General features: G+C 44.4%; 11 protein-coding genes, 1 tRNA gene, 3 rRNA genes and 1 riboswitch. Of the genes, 3 read left to right on the top strand and 12 right to left on the bottom strand.

Annotated features, from left to right (window positions below; genetic code table 11):
* Positions 1–41 precede the first annotated feature (41 nt).
* Together DESME_RS00875 and DESME_RS00870 are read left to right on the top strand one after the other, a co-directional pair.
* Complete coding sequence (locus DESME_RS00875) at positions 42–1,139, top strand: GerAB/ArcD/ProY family transporter (protein WP_006719134.1); 1,098 nt, start codon at positions 42–44, stop codon at positions 1,137–1,139.
* Entirely contained in the window at positions 1,136–2,323 is a 1,188-nt protein-coding gene (locus tag DESME_RS00870) for a Ger(x)C family spore germination protein (protein ID WP_006719131.1), read from the top strand. The genes DESME_RS00875 and DESME_RS00870 overlap by 4 nt, the downstream gene beginning before the upstream one ends.
* A gap of 104 nt (positions 2,324–2,427) precedes the next feature.
* Here the strand turns inward: DESME_RS00870 and rrf are convergent.
* From rrf to DESME_RS00845, 5 genes are all read right to left on the bottom strand, one after another.
* Positions 2,428–2,544, bottom strand: a 5S ribosomal RNA gene (gene rrf / locus DESME_RS00865).
* Positions 2,545–2,648: 104 nt separating this feature from the next.
* Positions 2,649–5,562 (bottom strand): 23S ribosomal RNA (locus DESME_RS00860).
* Positions 5,563–5,749: 187 nt separating this feature from the next.
* A tRNA-Ala gene (locus DESME_RS00855) sits at positions 5,750–5,825 on the bottom strand.
* 208 nt (positions 5,826–6,033) lie between these two features.
* A 16S ribosomal RNA gene (locus DESME_RS00850) occupies positions 6,034–7,599 on the bottom strand.
* The 16S, 23S and 5S rRNA genes sit together here with 1 tRNA gene alongside, the layout of an rRNA operon.
* Before the next feature lie 376 nt (positions 7,600–7,975).
* Positions 7,976–9,190, bottom strand: coding sequence for an MFS transporter (locus tag DESME_RS00845; protein WP_006718749.1), 1,215 nt, complete (start codon positions 9,188–9,190; stop codon positions 7,976–7,978).
* A gap of 145 nt (positions 9,191–9,335) precedes the next feature.
* Here DESME_RS00845 and DESME_RS00840 point away from each other — a divergent pair, with 145 nt between their 5' ends.
* On the top strand, positions 9,336–10,208 hold the full coding sequence (locus tag DESME_RS00840; protein WP_006718747.1) for a LysR family transcriptional regulator: 873 nt from the start codon (positions 9,336–9,338) through the stop codon (positions 10,206–10,208).
* Positions 10,209–10,473: 265 nt separating this feature from the next.
* Here the strand turns inward: DESME_RS00840 and moaA are convergent, their stop codons facing one another.
* From moaA to DESME_RS00805, 7 genes are all read right to left on the bottom strand, one after another.
* Positions 10,474–11,433: a GTP 3',8-cyclase MoaA gene (gene moaA / locus DESME_RS00835; protein WP_006718742.1), complete on the bottom strand. Its 960-nt coding sequence runs from the start codon at positions 11,431–11,433 to the stop codon at positions 10,474–10,476.
* A gap of 173 nt (positions 11,434–11,606) precedes the next feature.
* Positions 11,607–11,736, bottom strand: a riboswitch (molybdenum cofactor riboswitch).
* Positions 11,737–11,988: 252 nt separating this feature from the next.
* Positions 11,989–12,489, bottom strand: coding sequence for a MogA/MoaB family molybdenum cofactor biosynthesis protein (locus tag DESME_RS00830; RefSeq protein ID WP_006718740.1), 501 nt, complete (start codon positions 12,487–12,489; stop codon positions 11,989–11,991).
* A complete protein-coding gene (locus DESME_RS00825) occupies positions 12,482–12,922 on the bottom strand; it encodes an MOSC domain-containing protein (RefSeq protein WP_006718738.1) in 441 nt (146 codons plus the stop codon). Before DESME_RS00825 ends, DESME_RS00830 begins: the two co-directional genes overlap by 8 nt.
* Positions 12,923–12,954: 32 nt before the next feature.
* Positions 12,955–13,440: a cyclic pyranopterin monophosphate synthase MoaC gene (gene moaC, locus DESME_RS00820; protein ID WP_006718736.1), complete on the bottom strand. Its 486-nt coding sequence runs from the start codon at positions 13,438–13,440 to the stop codon at positions 12,955–12,957.
* 47 nt (positions 13,441–13,487) lie between these two features.
* Positions 13,488–14,105 carry a molybdenum cofactor guanylyltransferase gene (gene mobA, locus DESME_RS00815; protein ID WP_006718734.1) on the bottom strand — a complete coding sequence of 206 codons (618 nt, stop codon included), beginning with the start codon at positions 14,103–14,105 and terminating at the stop codon, positions 13,488–13,490.
* 5 nt (positions 14,106–14,110) lie between these two features.
* Positions 14,111–14,608, bottom strand: a complete 498-nt coding sequence (gene mobB / locus DESME_RS00810) for a molybdopterin-guanine dinucleotide biosynthesis protein B (RefSeq protein WP_006718732.1) — start codon at positions 14,606–14,608, stop codon at positions 14,111–14,113.
* Positions 14,609–14,639: 31 nt separating this feature from the next.
* Positions 14,640–15,659, bottom strand: coding sequence for a molybdopterin-binding protein (locus DESME_RS00805; RefSeq protein ID WP_006718730.1), 1,020 nt, complete (start codon positions 15,657–15,659; stop codon positions 14,640–14,642).
* Positions 15,660–15,661 lie beyond the last annotated feature (2 nt).

Below are 15,661 nucleotides of genomic sequence, written 5' to 3'. Positions count from 1 at the left end.
TTGGATTTATAAATTACAAGTACTAAAGCGAGGTCTACAGCATGATAGAGGGCGGTAAAATCACCTATACACAAATGATCTTGCTATTATTTATCAGTAGGGTCATTTCTTGGATTGCCCTTCTCCCCGTTATATTAGCCCCACCTGCTAATCAAGATGTATGGATTGATTGCTTGATGTCGTTTCCGATTCATCTTATTGTAGCCCTTCCCTTTTATCTATTAGCCAAGAAGTTTCCTAGCCAGACACCTTACGAGTACAGCCAAGCCATTACTGGGAAAGCAGGTAAATTGGTAGGAATTCTTTATATCTTGTTTTTTATTCATCTATCTGCTTTAGCTCTAAGCCAGTTTTCCGAATTTCATACAACAGTCGTCATGCCTGAAACGCCTTCCCTTTTTTTCATAATTACCTTAACTCTTGCTGCAGCTTATGCAGCCCATTACGGGATTGAGGTTTTAGGTCGTCTCTCCGAATTTATTGCGCCAATTATCATGATCGCCCTCATTGGAGTTATCTTATTACTGGTTAAAGATATGGATATTAAAGAGTTAACTCCGATCTTAGAAAAAGGAATCTATCCTTCAATTTTTACCGGCTTATCCCCCGTGTCCCAAACCGTAGAAATTATCGGAATGGCCATAATTATGCCTTTTCTCAATGATCGTAAAAAAATAAGAGAAGTTTATATATTAACTCCCTTGTTACTGGTATTATTCCTTTTTATCCTAACCTTCTCGGTAATTGCCCTTTTAGGCGATGATTTGGCGAAAAGTTTTACTTATCCTTTCTTTAACATTGTACGGGTAGTTCATGTGGGTGATTTCTTAGAACGAATCGAATCCATCCATGTTGCAATCTGGGTTTTAGGGATGTTTATTAAAATAGCATTTTATTATTACTTAATCGTACTCGGACTAAGCCAGCTTTTCCATCTCAAAGACTATAAACCACTGATCCTACCCACGGGCTCAATTATTATTTCATTATCGAATGTGTTAGGGCAAAACGTGGTTGAAACAAGGGAATTTTATTCTTTTGAAATCTACACGTGGTACACCCTGTTTTTTATTCTATTCATACCCACCCTCCTGCTCTTGACCGCAATCTTCCGAAAAAAAGGAGAACAATCAAGATGAGAAAACGAGTATTTATTTATATTCTCTGCCTTGCACTAACCTTGAGCTTAACAGGCTGTTGGAACAGAAAAGAATTAACTACACTTTCTGTTGTTCAAGCGATCGGTATCGATAAAACGGAAGATGGTCAAATTAACCTCACCTTGCAGCTTCTCAAACCGGCTTCCATTAAGGCATCATCAGGAAAAAATGGGAAAGGAGCGAGCGGTAGCAGAAAAAGTGTTTGGGTCGTAACTTCGACGGGGCAGACACTTTTTGACGCTATCCGAAATGCCACTCACCAAGTCAACCGCAAATCACTCTTTAGCCAAAATAAGGTGATCGTCATTGGAGAAGCCGCAGCCAAATCCGGAATTGCCCCCCTGCTTGACCTTGTCGTTCGTGATCCTGAGCTTCGAGAGCTCTCCTATATTTTTATTGCTAAAGGAGCAGCAAAGGATATCATTGAAGCCGAAAATGAACAAGAACAGGTGCCTGCTAAAGCTCTCGAAAACTTGGTCAAAGCAACGCGAACCACCTCGACGGCCCCCGAAGTAACCTTGCTCGATCTTATGAAAAGTATTGTCAGCAAAACGACTGCCCCAATTCTTCCAGGAATAGAACTCGCGGAACAACCCAATGGTGCTGTAATAGAAAAGCAAGTTCAACTTTGTGGAACCGCCGTTTTTAAGGAAGATAAGCTTATCGGTTGGTTTGGAGGTAAAGAAACACGAGGAATTCTCTGGGTTTTAGGAAAGGTAAAGAGCGGTATTATCGTGGTAGAATCCCCAGAAGACGAAAACAAAAAAGTCGCTCTGGAAATCATTAGTACCTCGAGTAAAGTCACCCCTAATTTGATCGGTGGCAAACTTGCAGTAACCGTTGAGGTGAAGGAGGAAGGAAGTCTTGGTGAGCAAATGTCTCAAACAAACTTTACCAAGCCAGAAGCCTTCAAAAAACTTGAAGAAAAACAGTCCGCTGCAATCAAAGACGAAATCACTGCTGCTCTCCAGAAAGCCCAAACTTGGGGAGTTGATATCTTCAAATTTGGTGTGGAGTATCATCGCAAATTCCCTATCGATTATCTAGAACTTAAAAAAAATTGGGAAGAAGAATATAAAAATATTGCTGTCGATATTAAAGTAGATGCCAAACTTTCCAGGGTGGGTTTAACTACCACGCCTGTGAATGCAGAAGAAGAGTAAATCTATTAACCGATACTCGGTATAATCGTACGATGTCGTACGAATAGAAGAAACAGCAAAAAGCAGAGAGACCATCAATTAAGATAGTCTCTCTGCTTTTGCTTACCTGGCGACGACCTACTTTCCCAGGACCCTGCGGTCCAAGTATCATCGGCCCTGGAGGTCTTAACTTCCGTGTTCGAGATGGGAACGGGTGGAACCCCTCCGGCATAATCACCAGATCGTTTGAAGTTTTCAGGGCTCTTTTCAGAGCTTTCTGTTCCTTCAAAACTACACAGATCTTTTCGTTTTCTTCAAGTCATCAGTTTCAACCTTCATGGCTCATTAGGTCAAGCCCTCGACCGATTAGTACCCGTCAGCTCCACACGTCACCGCGCTTCCACATTGGGCCTATCTACCTGATCATCTTTCAGGGGTCTTACCAGCTTGTGCTGTGGGAAATCTCATCTTGAGGTCGGTTTCGCGCTTAGATGCTTTCAGCGCTTATCCGATCCGGATATAGCTACCCAGCTATGCCTCTGGCGAGACAACTGGTACACCAGTGATCCGTCCAACCCGGTCCTCTCGTACTAGGGTCAGCTCCCCTCAAATTTCCTGCGCCTGCGACGGATAGGGACCGAACTGTCTCACGACGTTCTGAACCCAGCTCACGTACCGCTTTAATGGGCGAACAGCCCAACCCTTGGGACCTACTACAGCCCCAGGATGCGATGAGCCGACATCGAGGTGCCAAACCTCCCCGTCGATATGGACTCTTGGGGGAGATAAGCCTGTTATCCCCAGGGTAGCTTTTATCCGTTGAGCGATGGCCCTTCCACTCGGTACCACCGGATCACTAAGCCCGACTTTCGTCCCTGCTCGACTTGTTGGTCTCGCAGTCAAGCTCCCTTTTGCCTTTACACTCTTCGCGCGATTTCCATCCGCGCTGAGGGAACCTTTGGGCGCCTCCGTTACTCTTTAGGAGGCGACCGCCCCAGTCAAACTGCCCACCTGACACGGTCCTCAACCCCGATTCAGGGGTCTAAGTTAGAATTTCAGTACAAAAAGAGTGGTATCCCACCGGCGACTCCACCAAGGCTGGCGCCCTAGCTTCTTAGTCTCCCACCTATCCTGTACATTTTATACCAAAATCCAATGTCAAGCTACAGTAAAGCTCCATGGGGTCTTTCTGTCCTGTCGCAGGTAACCCGCATCTTCACGGGTATTACAATTTCGCCGAGTCCCTCGTTGAGACAGTGTCCAGATCGTTACGCCTTTCGTGCGGGTCAGAACTTACCTGACAAGGAATTTTCGCTACCTTAGGACCGTTATAGTTACGGCCGCCGTTTACTGGGGCTTCAATTCAAAGCTTCGCCTTGCGGCTAACCTCTCCTCTTAACCTTCCAGCACCGGGCAGGCGTCAGCTCCTATACTTCTCTTTTCAGATTGGCAGGAACCTGTGTTTTGTTAAACAGTCGCCTGGACCATTTCTCTGCGGCTCTTCTTGCGAAGAGCGCCCCTTCTCCCGAAGTTACGGGGCTATTTTGCCGAGTTCCTTAACGAGGGTTTTCTCGCGCGCCTTAGGATTCTCTCCTTATCTACCTGTGTCGGTTTGCGGTACGGGCTCTCTCTCACTCACTAGAGGCTTTTCTTGACAGCTTGGAGTCGGTTACTTCGCTACTTATTTTCGCTCCCCATTACCTTTCAGGCAACGCGTAAGACGGATTTACCTGCCTCACACCCTACGGGCTTGGGCGTGCTCAACCAACGGCACGCTTAACCTATCCTTCTGTGTCACCCCATCGCTAATAACGTTTAAGAGAGGTACTGGAATATCCACCAGTTGTCCATCACCTACGCCTTTCGGCCTCGGCTTAGGTCCCGACTGACCCTGGGCGGACGAGCCTTCCCCAGGAAACCTTAGATTTTCGGCGGGTGAGATTCTCACTCACCTTTTCGCATACTCATACCGGCATTCTCACTTCCAAGCTCTCCACCCAACCTTCCAGTTGAACTTCGCTGACCTTGGAACGCTCCCCTACCCCTTACAGTAAACTGTAAAGCCATAGCTTCGGTGATACGCTTGAGCCCCGTTACATTTTCGGCGCAGAACCACTCGACCAGTGAGCTATTACGCACTCTTTAAATGGTGGCTGCTTCTGAGCCAACATCCTGGTTGTCTGTGCAATTCCACATCCTTTTCCACTTAGCGTATACTTTGGGACCTTAGCTGATGGTCTGGGCTGTTTCCCTTTTGACTATGAAGCTTATCCCCCACAGTCTGACTCCCAATCTAAATTCTTGGCATTCAGAGTTTGATAAGGTTCGGTAACCCGGTAAGGCCCCTAGCCTATTCAGTGCTTTACCGCCAAGAATCATCAATTGAGGCTAGCCCTAAAGCTATTTCGGGGAGAACCAGCTATCTCCGTGTTCGATTGGCATTTCACCCTACCCACAGTTCATCCCTTGCCTTTTCAACGACAGTGAGTTCGGGCCTCCAGTAGGTTTTACCCCACCTTCACCCTGACCATGGGTAGATCACACGGTTTCGGGTCTACAGCATGTAACTTGTCGCCCTTTTCAGACTCGCTTTCGCTTCGGCTCCAGCTTCTCGCTTTAACCTCGCTACATACCGTAACTCGCCGGTTCATTCTACAAAAGGCACGCCATCACACCTCAAGGGTGCTTTGACTGCTTGTAAGCGTACGGTTTCAGGTTCTTTTTCACTCCCCTCCCGGGGTGCTTTTCACCTTTCCCTCACGGTACTGGTTCACTATCGGTCGCTAAGGAGTATTTAGCCTTGGGAGGTGGTCCTCCCGGTTTCCCACGGGGTTTCTCGTGTCCCGCGGTACTCAGGATACCCTCACAGCATTTCTTCTTTTCGCTTACAGGAGTGTTACCTTCTTTGCTGAATCTTTCCAGATTTCTTCAGCTAAGAATTAATGCTTAATAGAGGGTCCTACAACCCCAAGCTCCGAAGAGCTTGGTTTGGGCTCTTCCCGTTTCGCTCGCCGCTACTCAGGGAATCGATTATTCTTTCTCTTCCTCCGGGTACTTAGATGTTTCAGTTCCCCGGGTTGTCCTCTTTAACCTATCTATTCAGTTAAAGATCATTGGATATAACTCCAATGGGGTTGCCCCATTCGGGTATCCACGGATCAATGCATGCTTACTGCTCCCCGTGGCATTTCGCTGTTAACCGCGCCCTTCTTCGACTCTTAGCGCCTAGGCATCCACCGTACGCCCTTAGTAGCTTGACCTAAATCTTTTCGCCACTTCAGGTTTTTATATGAATCCTTTGACTTTTGAAAACTATTTTCTCTGTGCAGTTTTCAAAGAACGATGGACTTGGATGTCCAAGTGTCGCCGTCGCCAAACAAATGCGATACCCTCCACTGGAGACTATCGGGATGGCAAGAAGCGACCAATATTGAGAAGCCAATATAATGGTGGAGGTAAGCGGGATCGAACCGCTGACCTCTTGAATGCCATTCAAGCGCTCTCCCAGCTGAGCTATACCCCCACATTGGGTCTCTCAAAACTAAACAACAAAGGAAAGCTTACGCTTCTTTACAGCCTCGCAGATTGCTCTGCGCTTTTGCCTTTTCGGCTTTTGAGTCTTTCGACTCTACCCTTCAATCGATTCCGTTTCTCCAAAGAGATTCTTCCTCGATTGAGGATCGACCATAGGATTAGTTAACTTAAAATCTTAAGCTAACATGTCTCCTTAGAAAGGAGGTGATCCAGCCGCACCTTCCGATACGGCTACCTTGTTACGACTTCACCCCAATCATCGGCCCCACCTTCGACGGCTAGCTCCCTTTCGGGTTACCTCACCGGCTTCGGGTGTTGCAGACTTTCGTGGTGTGACGGGCGGTGTGTACAAGGCCCGGGAACGTATTCACCGCAGTATGCTGACCTGCGATTACTAGCGATTCCAACTTCATGTTCTCGAGTTGCAGAGAACAATCCGAACTGAGACCGGCTTTCTCGGATTTGCTCCACCTCGCGGCTTCGCTTCCGTCTGTACCGGCCATTGTAGCACGTGTGTAGCCCAAGACATAAGGGGCATGATGATTTGACGTCATCCCCACCTTCCTCCGGTTTATCACCGGCAGTCTGTCTAGAGTGCTCGACCTTACTCGTTAGCAACTAAACATAGGGGTTGCGCTCGTTGCGGGACTTAACCCAACATCTCACGACACGAGCTGACGACAACCATGCACCACCTGTCTCTACGTTCCCCGAAGGGCACTCCTTAGTTTCCTAAGAATTCGTAGGATGTCAAGCCTTGGTAAGGTTCTTCGCGTTGCGTCGAATTAAACCACATGCTCCACCGCTTGTGCGGGCCCCCGTCAATTCCTTTGAGTTTCAACCTTGCGGCCGTACTCCCCAGGCGGAGTGCTTATTGTGTTAACTGCGGCACAGAAGGGGTCGATACCCTCTACACCTAGCACTCATCGTTTACGGCGTGGACTACCAGGGTATCTAATCCTGTTTGCTCCCCACGCTTTCGCGCCTCAGCGTCAGTTACAGTCCAGAAAGTCGCCTTCGCCACTGGTGTTCCTCCACATCTCTACGCATTTCACCGCTACACGTGGAATTCCACTTTCCTCTCCTGTCCTCAAGATAACCAGTTTCCGATGCAGGCTTGGGGTTGAGCCCCAAGTTTTCACACCAGACTTAATTATCCGCCTACGCGCCCTTTACGCCCAATGATTCCGGACAACGCTTGCCCCCTACGTATTACCGCGGCTGCTGGCACGTAGTTAGCCGGGGCTTCCTCCTCAGGTACCGTCATGTAAATACACTATTTGCATATCTACCGTTCGTCCCTGAAAACAGTACTTTACAACCCGAAGGCCTTCATCATACACGCGGCGTTGCTCCGTCAGACTTTCGTCCATTGCGGAAGATTCCCCACTGCTGCCTCCCGTAGGAGTCTGGGCCGTGTCTCAGTCCCAGTGTGGCCGTTCACCCTCTCAGGCCGGCTACTGATCGTCGCCTTGGTAGGCCTTTACCCCACCAACTAGCTAATCAGACGCGGGTCCATCCATTATCGATAGCATGTTCAGAGGCCATCTTTCTTTAACCGATGATGCCATCAGTTAAACGTATCCGGTATTAGCCCTCGTTTCCAAGGGTTGTCCCAATTTAATGGGTAGGTTACCCACGCGTTACTCACCCGTCCGCCACTAAAAACTCGCTAAGCAAGCTTATTGAGTTCTCCGTTCGACTTGCATGTGTTAGGCACGCCGCCAGCGTTCGTCCTGAGCCAGGATCAAACTCTCCATAAAATTTATGAAGAAAATTTGATTGCTCAAATTCATCTCAAACTCTTTAACGAGTCACTTGGCTGTTCCTTGTTGTTTAGTTTTCAAAGACCAATCTTTGTCGTCGCAATCACTTGCGACAGTTATTTATTTTAGCAGATTGACTCTCTCGAGTCAAGTGCCTTTTTCGCTTCTGAACTTCATTTGAAGCCCATCAGCGTGGATTCTTAGATTAACATTTTCTCTCTCTCGAATCAAGTGTTATTTCTAAGCCCCCGTGCACTTGCCAGCATTTCTGCCGGCTTCGGAACGGCTGTCCCTTAGCGCTCAATTAGAATACCATAGGGAATTAGGGGTGTCAACACCTAATTTAGGTTTATATTAGAAACATGCAACTTCCTTAATTATTAAAATTTAGCCCTATTTTCACAACAGGAGCAATTCGGGATAGCCCTATAGATAGGATAAAAGCTAGAATAAGAAAACAACTTATCATGCTGACAACTCCACTCCATCCAAAGTGCATCCAAAAGATACCTCCCGATGTACCGCCAACACTTGATCCTACATAGTAGAAAAAGAGGTAAAGTGAAGAGGCCTGAGCTTTATCGTGTGTTGCTCTAAGACCTACCCAGCTGCTTGCAATCGAATGGCTTCCAAAAAAACAAAAGGTAAACAGGACCATGCCCGCAATTTTAAAGATCAAATTCGTACTTAAAGTTATACATACCCCCAAGAACATAAGAAGCAATACAATCCAAAGGACTTTTCGACGCCCATATTTGTCTGCGAGCTGACCCATCCATGTCGAACTAAAAGTCCCTACAATATAAACAATAAAAATCCAGCCGACTAAGGTTTGGCTAAGGGAATAAGGGGGCGCCATTAACTGGTAACCAATATAATTATATAATGTTACGAAACTTCCCATAAGTAAGAAAGCAATTGCATACAAGCAAAGTAAGCCTGGGTCCCGTAAATGACCAAGCATAGATTTAGTTAACTTTACAATCTCCATCTTACGCGGTCTAAAGTTCTTAGAGGCAGGTAACATATATAAAAACAAAAGACTAGCCAAAACACTTAACACCCCAATAACCGCTAAAGCAATATGCCAGTTGAAAATGTCTGATAACGTCCCAATGATAATCCGCCCACTCATACCCCCCACTGAATTTCCGCTGATATATAATCCCATAGCAACACCTAAACTGGCTGGTTCTATCTCTTCGCTGAGGTAGGCCATTGCAACAGATGGTAATCCAGCTAAGATAATTCCTTGAAGCATTCGGAATAATAATAGAACTTGAAACTTTGAGACTACGGATGTAAATAAGGAAAGTATGGACGCTGCCAAGAGCGAGAAAATCATGATAGGTTTGCGACCCCGAACTTCTGATATTGAACCAACAAATAACATGCTTATGGCCATTGATATTGTTGCCGCTGAAAGAGACAAGCTTGACATTGCCGGAGAAATATTAAATTCCCTGGAGAGTTCAGGGAGTATAGGCTGTGTACAGTACAAAATAGCGAAGGTTGTAAAACCCCCTGCAAAAAAAGCAATATTAGTTTTACGGAATGCAGGTGTTCCATGCTGAATATAGGTATCCACCGTTTAAGGACTCCTTCCGGTTAATGAAATAAGTCTGATCCAATCGTACACCTTGACAGTTCTATGCGTCCAATCTATAATTTGCATAATTTTAATGTTTCACAGTAATCAATTAAAGCTAAAACTCAAAGAAGGTGCTTGTTTTATGGAGTGGAATCAACTTCAGTACTTTCAAACGGTGGCTCAATTAGAACACTTTACCCGAGCATCAGAAACTCTTTCAGTCTCCCAGCCTACCTTAAGTCGGGCTATTGCACGCTTAGAGGAAGAATTAGGCGTACCTTTGTTTGACCGTCAAGGACGAACGGTTTCCCTCAACCGCTATGGTCAAATCTTCTTAAACCGAGTGAATCGCGGGATACAAGAAATCTCTGAAGGCATAGAGGAAATTCAAAATCTTATAGATTGTTCTGATGGCAGTATCTCTCTTGGTTTTCTTCCCTCGCAGGGATCGAGTCTAGTCCCAGACTTACTTGGCTTATTTCGAAAAGACTATCCAACGATACGGTTTCAACTCTATCAAAATATAACCCATAATATCCTAGACCAATTAGAAAGCTCAAAGCTTGATTTTTGCATTTGTACTGAACCTTATTCACATAAAAATGCGAAGTGGATTCCTTTATCGACGGAAGAATTATTTGTTATTGTTCCTAAGGAACATCCACTTGCCCGAAAAGGCAATATCAAATTAAAGGAGCTGGCCGATGAATCGTTTATAACATTTAAAAGAGAACTAACCTTAGGGGAAATGACTGACAGATTTTTTAAAGAGGCTGGATTCATACCCCGTATAACCTTTGAAGGGGAAGAAGTAGGAACGATTGCTGGACTTGTTGCCGCAAATCTTGGAATCGCACTAATTCCTCATAACAAGGGTTTAGATATGACAGAAATAGCGCAATTGCGAATATCTGAACCCATCTGCCAAAGAATCATCGGTTTAGTATGGATTACAAATCGATATATGTCCCCTGCCGCTCTCCGTTTTTTAAAATTTGTTCAAAATCACTTCTGAGTTTAGGTAAAATTAAACATCTTAAAATCAAAATATCATAAAGAGAAAGAACTCCTTCAATGAAGTTCTTTCTCTTTATAATATTTAATAGCTCAATGACAAGTGTAAATAATCTTGCTAAATCAGGCATTTTCAATGCCTCTGACCTTAATATTTATAGCTAAGAATCTACAATTGCTCGGAAAACCTGTTTAATTTTTCCATCATTAGGGTTATTTCTTCAATACTGGCTGTTATTTCTTCTGAGACTATTTACCATTAGTGTTTAACCGCCTATCTCATTCATGTTCCGCAAAATCGGCTCATAATTTTCATTTTGAATGTAGTGTCTATTGGGCTTTGCACAAATACCATCCAATAAGAACCGTTCATAATCTTCTCCATAATTCCGAATATCGAGTTCCAGATCGGAATGCAGACACGGTTTGAGTTTACCATCCGGTGTAATTCTAAGCCGATTGCAGTAGTTGCAGAAATGATTGCTTAACGGACTAATGATTCCCACTCTGCCTTTACTATTCGGAAGTTTATAAAGGCGAGCTACTGCCCCCTGCCCTTTAACGGCTAAAGGAAGCAATTCCGGAACTCGCTTTAAAATCTCGGTACCTGTCAAGAAGTGGTCCTGATCCCAACGGCTTGCCTCACCAATAGGCATCAGTTCGATAAAGCGTACTTCAACATCATCCTCTAAGGTTAAGTTCACAAATTCACTGATCTCATCATCATTAACGCCGCCAATAAGGACAACGTTAAGTTTTAAAGGCAATAACTTTGCCTCTTTTGCCGCTTGAATCCCTTCAAGGACATCGGAAAGTCTGCCGCCTCTCGTAATTTGAGAATACTTTTCCGGATCCAAACTATCAAGGCTTACATTCACTCTTGTTAACCCCGCTTTTTTTAGTTGGTCTGCATAGTTGCGGAGCAGAGTTCCATTCGTCGTCAGACCTAAATCTTTTAGGCCGCGCGTTTTTAGCTGAGCGATTTCCTGAATAACATCAATAATTCCTTTCCTGACAAGAGGTTCTCCCCCAGTAATTCGTATTTTCTCAAAGCCCAATTTGACTGCACTAACCGCAAGTTGTTCAATCGTTTCCAGACTTATAATCTCTTTATGTGCTTTCTTCGTGATTCCCTTTTCCGGCATACAATAGTTACATCTTAAATTGCACATACCCGTTACAGATAGCCTTAGGTAATTAATATTTCTTCCGTAAGAATCCATCATAATTTCTTCACTCCTTAAATGTAAGGGGCTATCTCCGTTTCCTGGCAATGCTGAGAATTTCAAAATGAATCATTCTGTTCTTGCAAAGTCAGGAATTGAGAGTTCGTATGTCTCAAGAAAAAAAAATCCTGCAATGAAGTGCAGGATTTCTATAGACTGAGTTTGGACTCAAGTCTATTTCTCGTGCATCTCCTTCGCCAAACAGCAAGTAATAAAATTTCTTCTACTACTTCGTGGACAAAGTCCAGACCTCTATTCCATAGTTTTTACTTTAGGAAATGAGGTTCGGAGAAAGCCTTTATTGCTTTACATAATGCAAGTCATATGCCAAGCTTTTATATTTCAGGATAAATCCTTCAATGGCTTAATAAAGAAGACTTTGAGCTAATTAATATAATTGAAATTTAAAATATTATCCTTAGTCCCTTTATCAATTTAAAAAAAGATTTTTCAATTTGATACAAATATGGGACAACATAAAAACTGCCTCAAACTCCTATGCATAAGTTTGAGGCATCAACAATGACTAAGAAATTATGTCCGTAGTTTAGAACCTTATGCCTTAATCGGTTCAGCACATTCACTTGCTTCCCCTTTTAGAATCTGAATGCCATGGTTTAACGCTGGGGATATAGCCTGCCAACATTCTTTAACCGCTTTAGGTGAACCTGGCATATTGATGATCAGCGTACGTTTACGTAGCACGGCAACGGCCCGACTGAGCATTGCTTTCGGGGTAACTTTTAGACTTTCCATCCGCATGACCTCAGCTATGCCTGGCACAAGTCGATCGGCGATAGAAAGGGTTGCTTCAGGTGTCACATCGCGAAGCGAAAATCCTGTCCCTCCGGTTGTAAGAATGAGATCAACCTCTTCTACATCAGTCCAAACCTTCATTCTATCTGCCAAAAGTTTTTGATCATCCGGCAGCACAATATAGAGGATAACTTTCCCGTTGATCTCTTGAACAAGTTCTTTTAAAAGCTGCCCCGAAAGGTCCTCGCGTTCGCCCCGCGATCCTTTGTCACTGGCAGTTATTACACCTACCTTAAGCATTTTCAATCACTCCAATAGAGTCGCCCACTCGGACAGGACCGCCCTCCAGCACCCGGATGAATATTCCCTCTCTAGGCATGACACAATCTCCCGCCTGATAATAAATTGCGCAATGAGCATGACATTCCTTGCCAATTTGCGTGACTTCCCCCAAGCCATTTTCTCCGATTTTAAGTTTTGTTCCAATCGGCAGACTGACGAGATCGATTCCTTCAGTTGTTAAGTTTTCTGCAAAGTCACCTGGCCCCACATCTAAGCCCTTGGCTTGCATCTTGTGGATACTTTCCATGGCCAGCAGGCTGACTTGGCGATGCCAATCACCGCCATGGGCATCTCCTTCAATTCCAAATTTAACTTTGAGTGTCCCTTCCCCTATGTTTTTCTTACGCATACCTTTTTTCGGACTCGTACAAACAGCAACAATTTTACCCATTTTTCTATCCCCTTACATTTATAAAATTTCCGCTATTGCCCAATGTATTCTTCGCGGATAAAATGCCCACTCTTACCGCCCATCTTCTCGATCAGGCGGATTTCTCCGATGACCATCGTTTTGTCGATGGCTTTGCACATATCATATATGGTTAGAGCCGCAACGCTCACCGCAGTCAGTGCTTCCATCTCCACTCCTGTTTTGCCCGTAACTTTAACTATGCTTTCGATTTCCACCGTCTCTGGCGGAATTACCTTGAAGTTAAGCTTCGCACTGGTAATTGCCAAGGGATGGCACATCGGTATTAAATTAGAAGTCTCTTTAGCGGCCATGATTCCTGCAACTTGGGCTACACCTAAAACATCGCCTTTAGCAATTCCCCCTTGCTGAATTCGCTTAAGCGTTTCCTCATTCATGCTAACAGTTCCTTTAGCAACGGCAACGCGAGAAGTCTCAACTTTTTCCGTTACATCAACCATGCGCGCACGGCCTTGTTCGTCAATATGTGTTAAATCCATATGCTCTCTCCCATTCTGTGATATTCAAAGGTTGAATTGAAATTTAATTAGAGTGTTTGAAGCTCCTGCCATTCCTGAACGGTATTCGCATTCTTAAGGCTTCTCGCAACTTGAGGAAACCTGCGAAATTCCTCTTCTCGAACGATACGTACGGAACACCTCGGATAAAAATCTATGATTTTAAAAGACCTTTTTTCTAGATACTCTGTTATCAAAGGAAGACAGTTTTTATGGTAGAAAGCATGCAGAGGGTGCAAAACCCCATCCACTTCCGGCACAATGACATCATGTTTTCCACAATATCCTGCTAAAAAACGAATGACTTCTGGATCAATAAACGGCATATCACAGGCAACAAAAAATGAATAACCAAACTGAGCAGCTTGTAGTCCGGATTGAAGTCCGCTTAAAGGTCCGCAGCCCGGATAAAGGTCTGTAACCTTTTTTTCTCCATAACATTGAAACCGTTCGGGTGAATTCGTACTGATGATCACTTCTGAAAAAACGGACCTCAGTTCTTCCAGACCTTTTTCAATCAGCGGTTTGCCGAGATAGTCCAAAAACGCCTTATCCCTGCCCATACGAGAACTCTTTCCTCCGGCAAGTAATACTCCGGTTACGGGCAAAACGGATTTATTCAAAATATTGTCCTTCATTTCTAGCATGGACATCACTCCAGATACTTATTAACCAGAATATCAGCGACTCCTTGAAAATCATTAATATCAAGAACTGGAACAGAGGTATTCAACCCCTTGACATCGCTTACGATAGCTATAAGATATTCGGATGGAGAAATAATTTCTGTCCCTTTTTCCTTTCGAATCACTTCAACTCTCGGTCTTGTCGAGGCTTTATATCCTTCAACGAGAATAATATCAACACCACTGATTAAAGGAATAACGTCTTCAATTTCTTGTTTGCGTTCCGTCTTCTGAATCATGGCATATTTATCAGGCCCTATAATAGTTGTTGATTTTGCCCCGGCCTGAGCAAATCTCCAAGAATCCTTTCCCGGTATATCAATGTCAAAGCCATGAGTATCACTTTTAACTGCTCCCACTTCATAGCCGCGTTGAACGAGTTCTTGAATGAGCTTTTCCATAAACGTCGTCTTTCCTGTATCTGACCGGCCGGCGACAATACAAACCACCGGAATATTGTTCATAAAAGCCTCCTTTCCGCCGCTGGCGGCACTCTTAACGTCCGAAATAACAATTCGGGTAATGACAGGTTGGGCAATTTCGGCACAATCCGCCTTCCCCCATGCGTATAAAGTCTTCTTGGGTTAAATAGTCCCCTGCAAAAACCCGAGGTAAAACAACATCAAAAACTGTTGTCTTACAGTATATTGCCGCACCAGGAACCCCAAATACAGGGACTTCATCAAGATACGCCATCATCATCATATTTCCCGGTTGAGCAGGTGTCCCTTGAGTAATGACTCTTGCCCCCGTATTTCGAATGGCTCCCGGCGTTAAGTCATCAGGATCTACAGACATCCCGCCGGTTACAATAATCAAATCTGCTTTCTGAGTAAAAAATTTGACAATACTTTTCTCAATCATCTTGCAGTCATCCGGACAATATTCTTGTCCAATAACCTCTGCATCAAAGTGAGCTAACTTTTCAAGGATAACAGGCCCAAATTGATCTTTAATTCTTCCTTTATAAACTTCACTTCCTGTAATGACGAGACCTACCCTGAGCTTTTTGAAGGGCATAACCTTAAATACCGGCCCCGCTAAACGGCATAGCTCTTCCACCTTTAAAATATTCTCTTCTTTTGTCACTAGCGGAACAATTCTTGCGCTAGCAACTTTTTCTTGTTCATTTACGACAAAATTATTGGGTAACGAAGGTACCGTCACATGCTCAATGGAATTTAGTCTCGTCAAAAGGGAACTATTGACTTTAAATAAGCCGCGAGTTGTTGCTTTAAGAAGTGATTTTCCTTCCTCAGGCTCTGTTTTTATAAGATTTTTACCCATAACCGCTTGGGCAATTCGGATGGCTGCATCCTCTTCATGGATCTCCCCAGCATTATCTTCCCAAATAAAAATGTGCTCTTTGCCTATGCTTAGGAGTTCCTGAATATCGTCTTGAGTGATAATATGATTCCTGCAAAAGGCTCTGCCCTTAAATTTCCCTGGGATCACTTTCGTCATATCATGGCATAGCTTCATGCCGATGGCTTCTTGTACTGCTACCTTTTTCACGT

The sequence above is a fragment of the Desulfitobacterium metallireducens DSM 15288 genome (assembly GCF_000231405.2).
Lineage (GTDB): Bacteria > Bacillota > Desulfitobacteriia > Desulfitobacteriales > Desulfitobacteriaceae > Desulfitobacterium_A > Desulfitobacterium_A metallireducens.
Note: the sequence above shows the minus strand (reverse complement) of the source record. Positions and strands in the feature narration are given on the sequence as shown.

Coding starts and splice junctions, on each gene's coding strand:
- DESME_RS00875 (WP_006719134.1), top strand. CDS start 42: ATGATAGAGGGCGGTAAAATCACCTATACACAAATGATCTTGCTATTA.
- DESME_RS00870 (WP_006719131.1), top strand. CDS start 1,136: ATGAGAAAACGAGTATTTATTTATATTCTCTGCCTTGCACTAACCTTG.
- DESME_RS00840 (WP_006718747.1), top strand. CDS start 9,336: ATGGAGTGGAATCAACTTCAGTACTTTCAAACGGTGGCTCAATTAGAA.
- moaA (WP_006718742.1), bottom strand. CDS start 11,433: ATGATGGATTCTTACGGAAGAAATATTAATTACCTAAGGCTATCTGTA.
- DESME_RS00830 (WP_006718740.1), bottom strand. CDS start 12,489: ATGCTTAAGGTAGGTGTAATAACTGCCAGTGACAAAGGATCGCGGGGC.
- DESME_RS00825 (WP_006718738.1), bottom strand. CDS start 12,922: ATGGGTAAAATTGTTGCTGTTTGTACGAGTCCGAAAAAAGGTATGCGT.
- moaC (WP_006718736.1), bottom strand. CDS start 13,440: ATGGATTTAACACATATTGACGAACAAGGCCGTGCGCGCATGGTTGAT.
- mobA (WP_006718734.1), bottom strand. CDS start 14,105: ATGCTAGAAATGAAGGACAATATTTTGAATAAATCCGTTTTGCCCGTA.
- mobB (WP_006718732.1), bottom strand. CDS start 14,608: ATGAACAATATTCCGGTGGTTTGTATTGTCGCCGGCCGGTCAGATACA.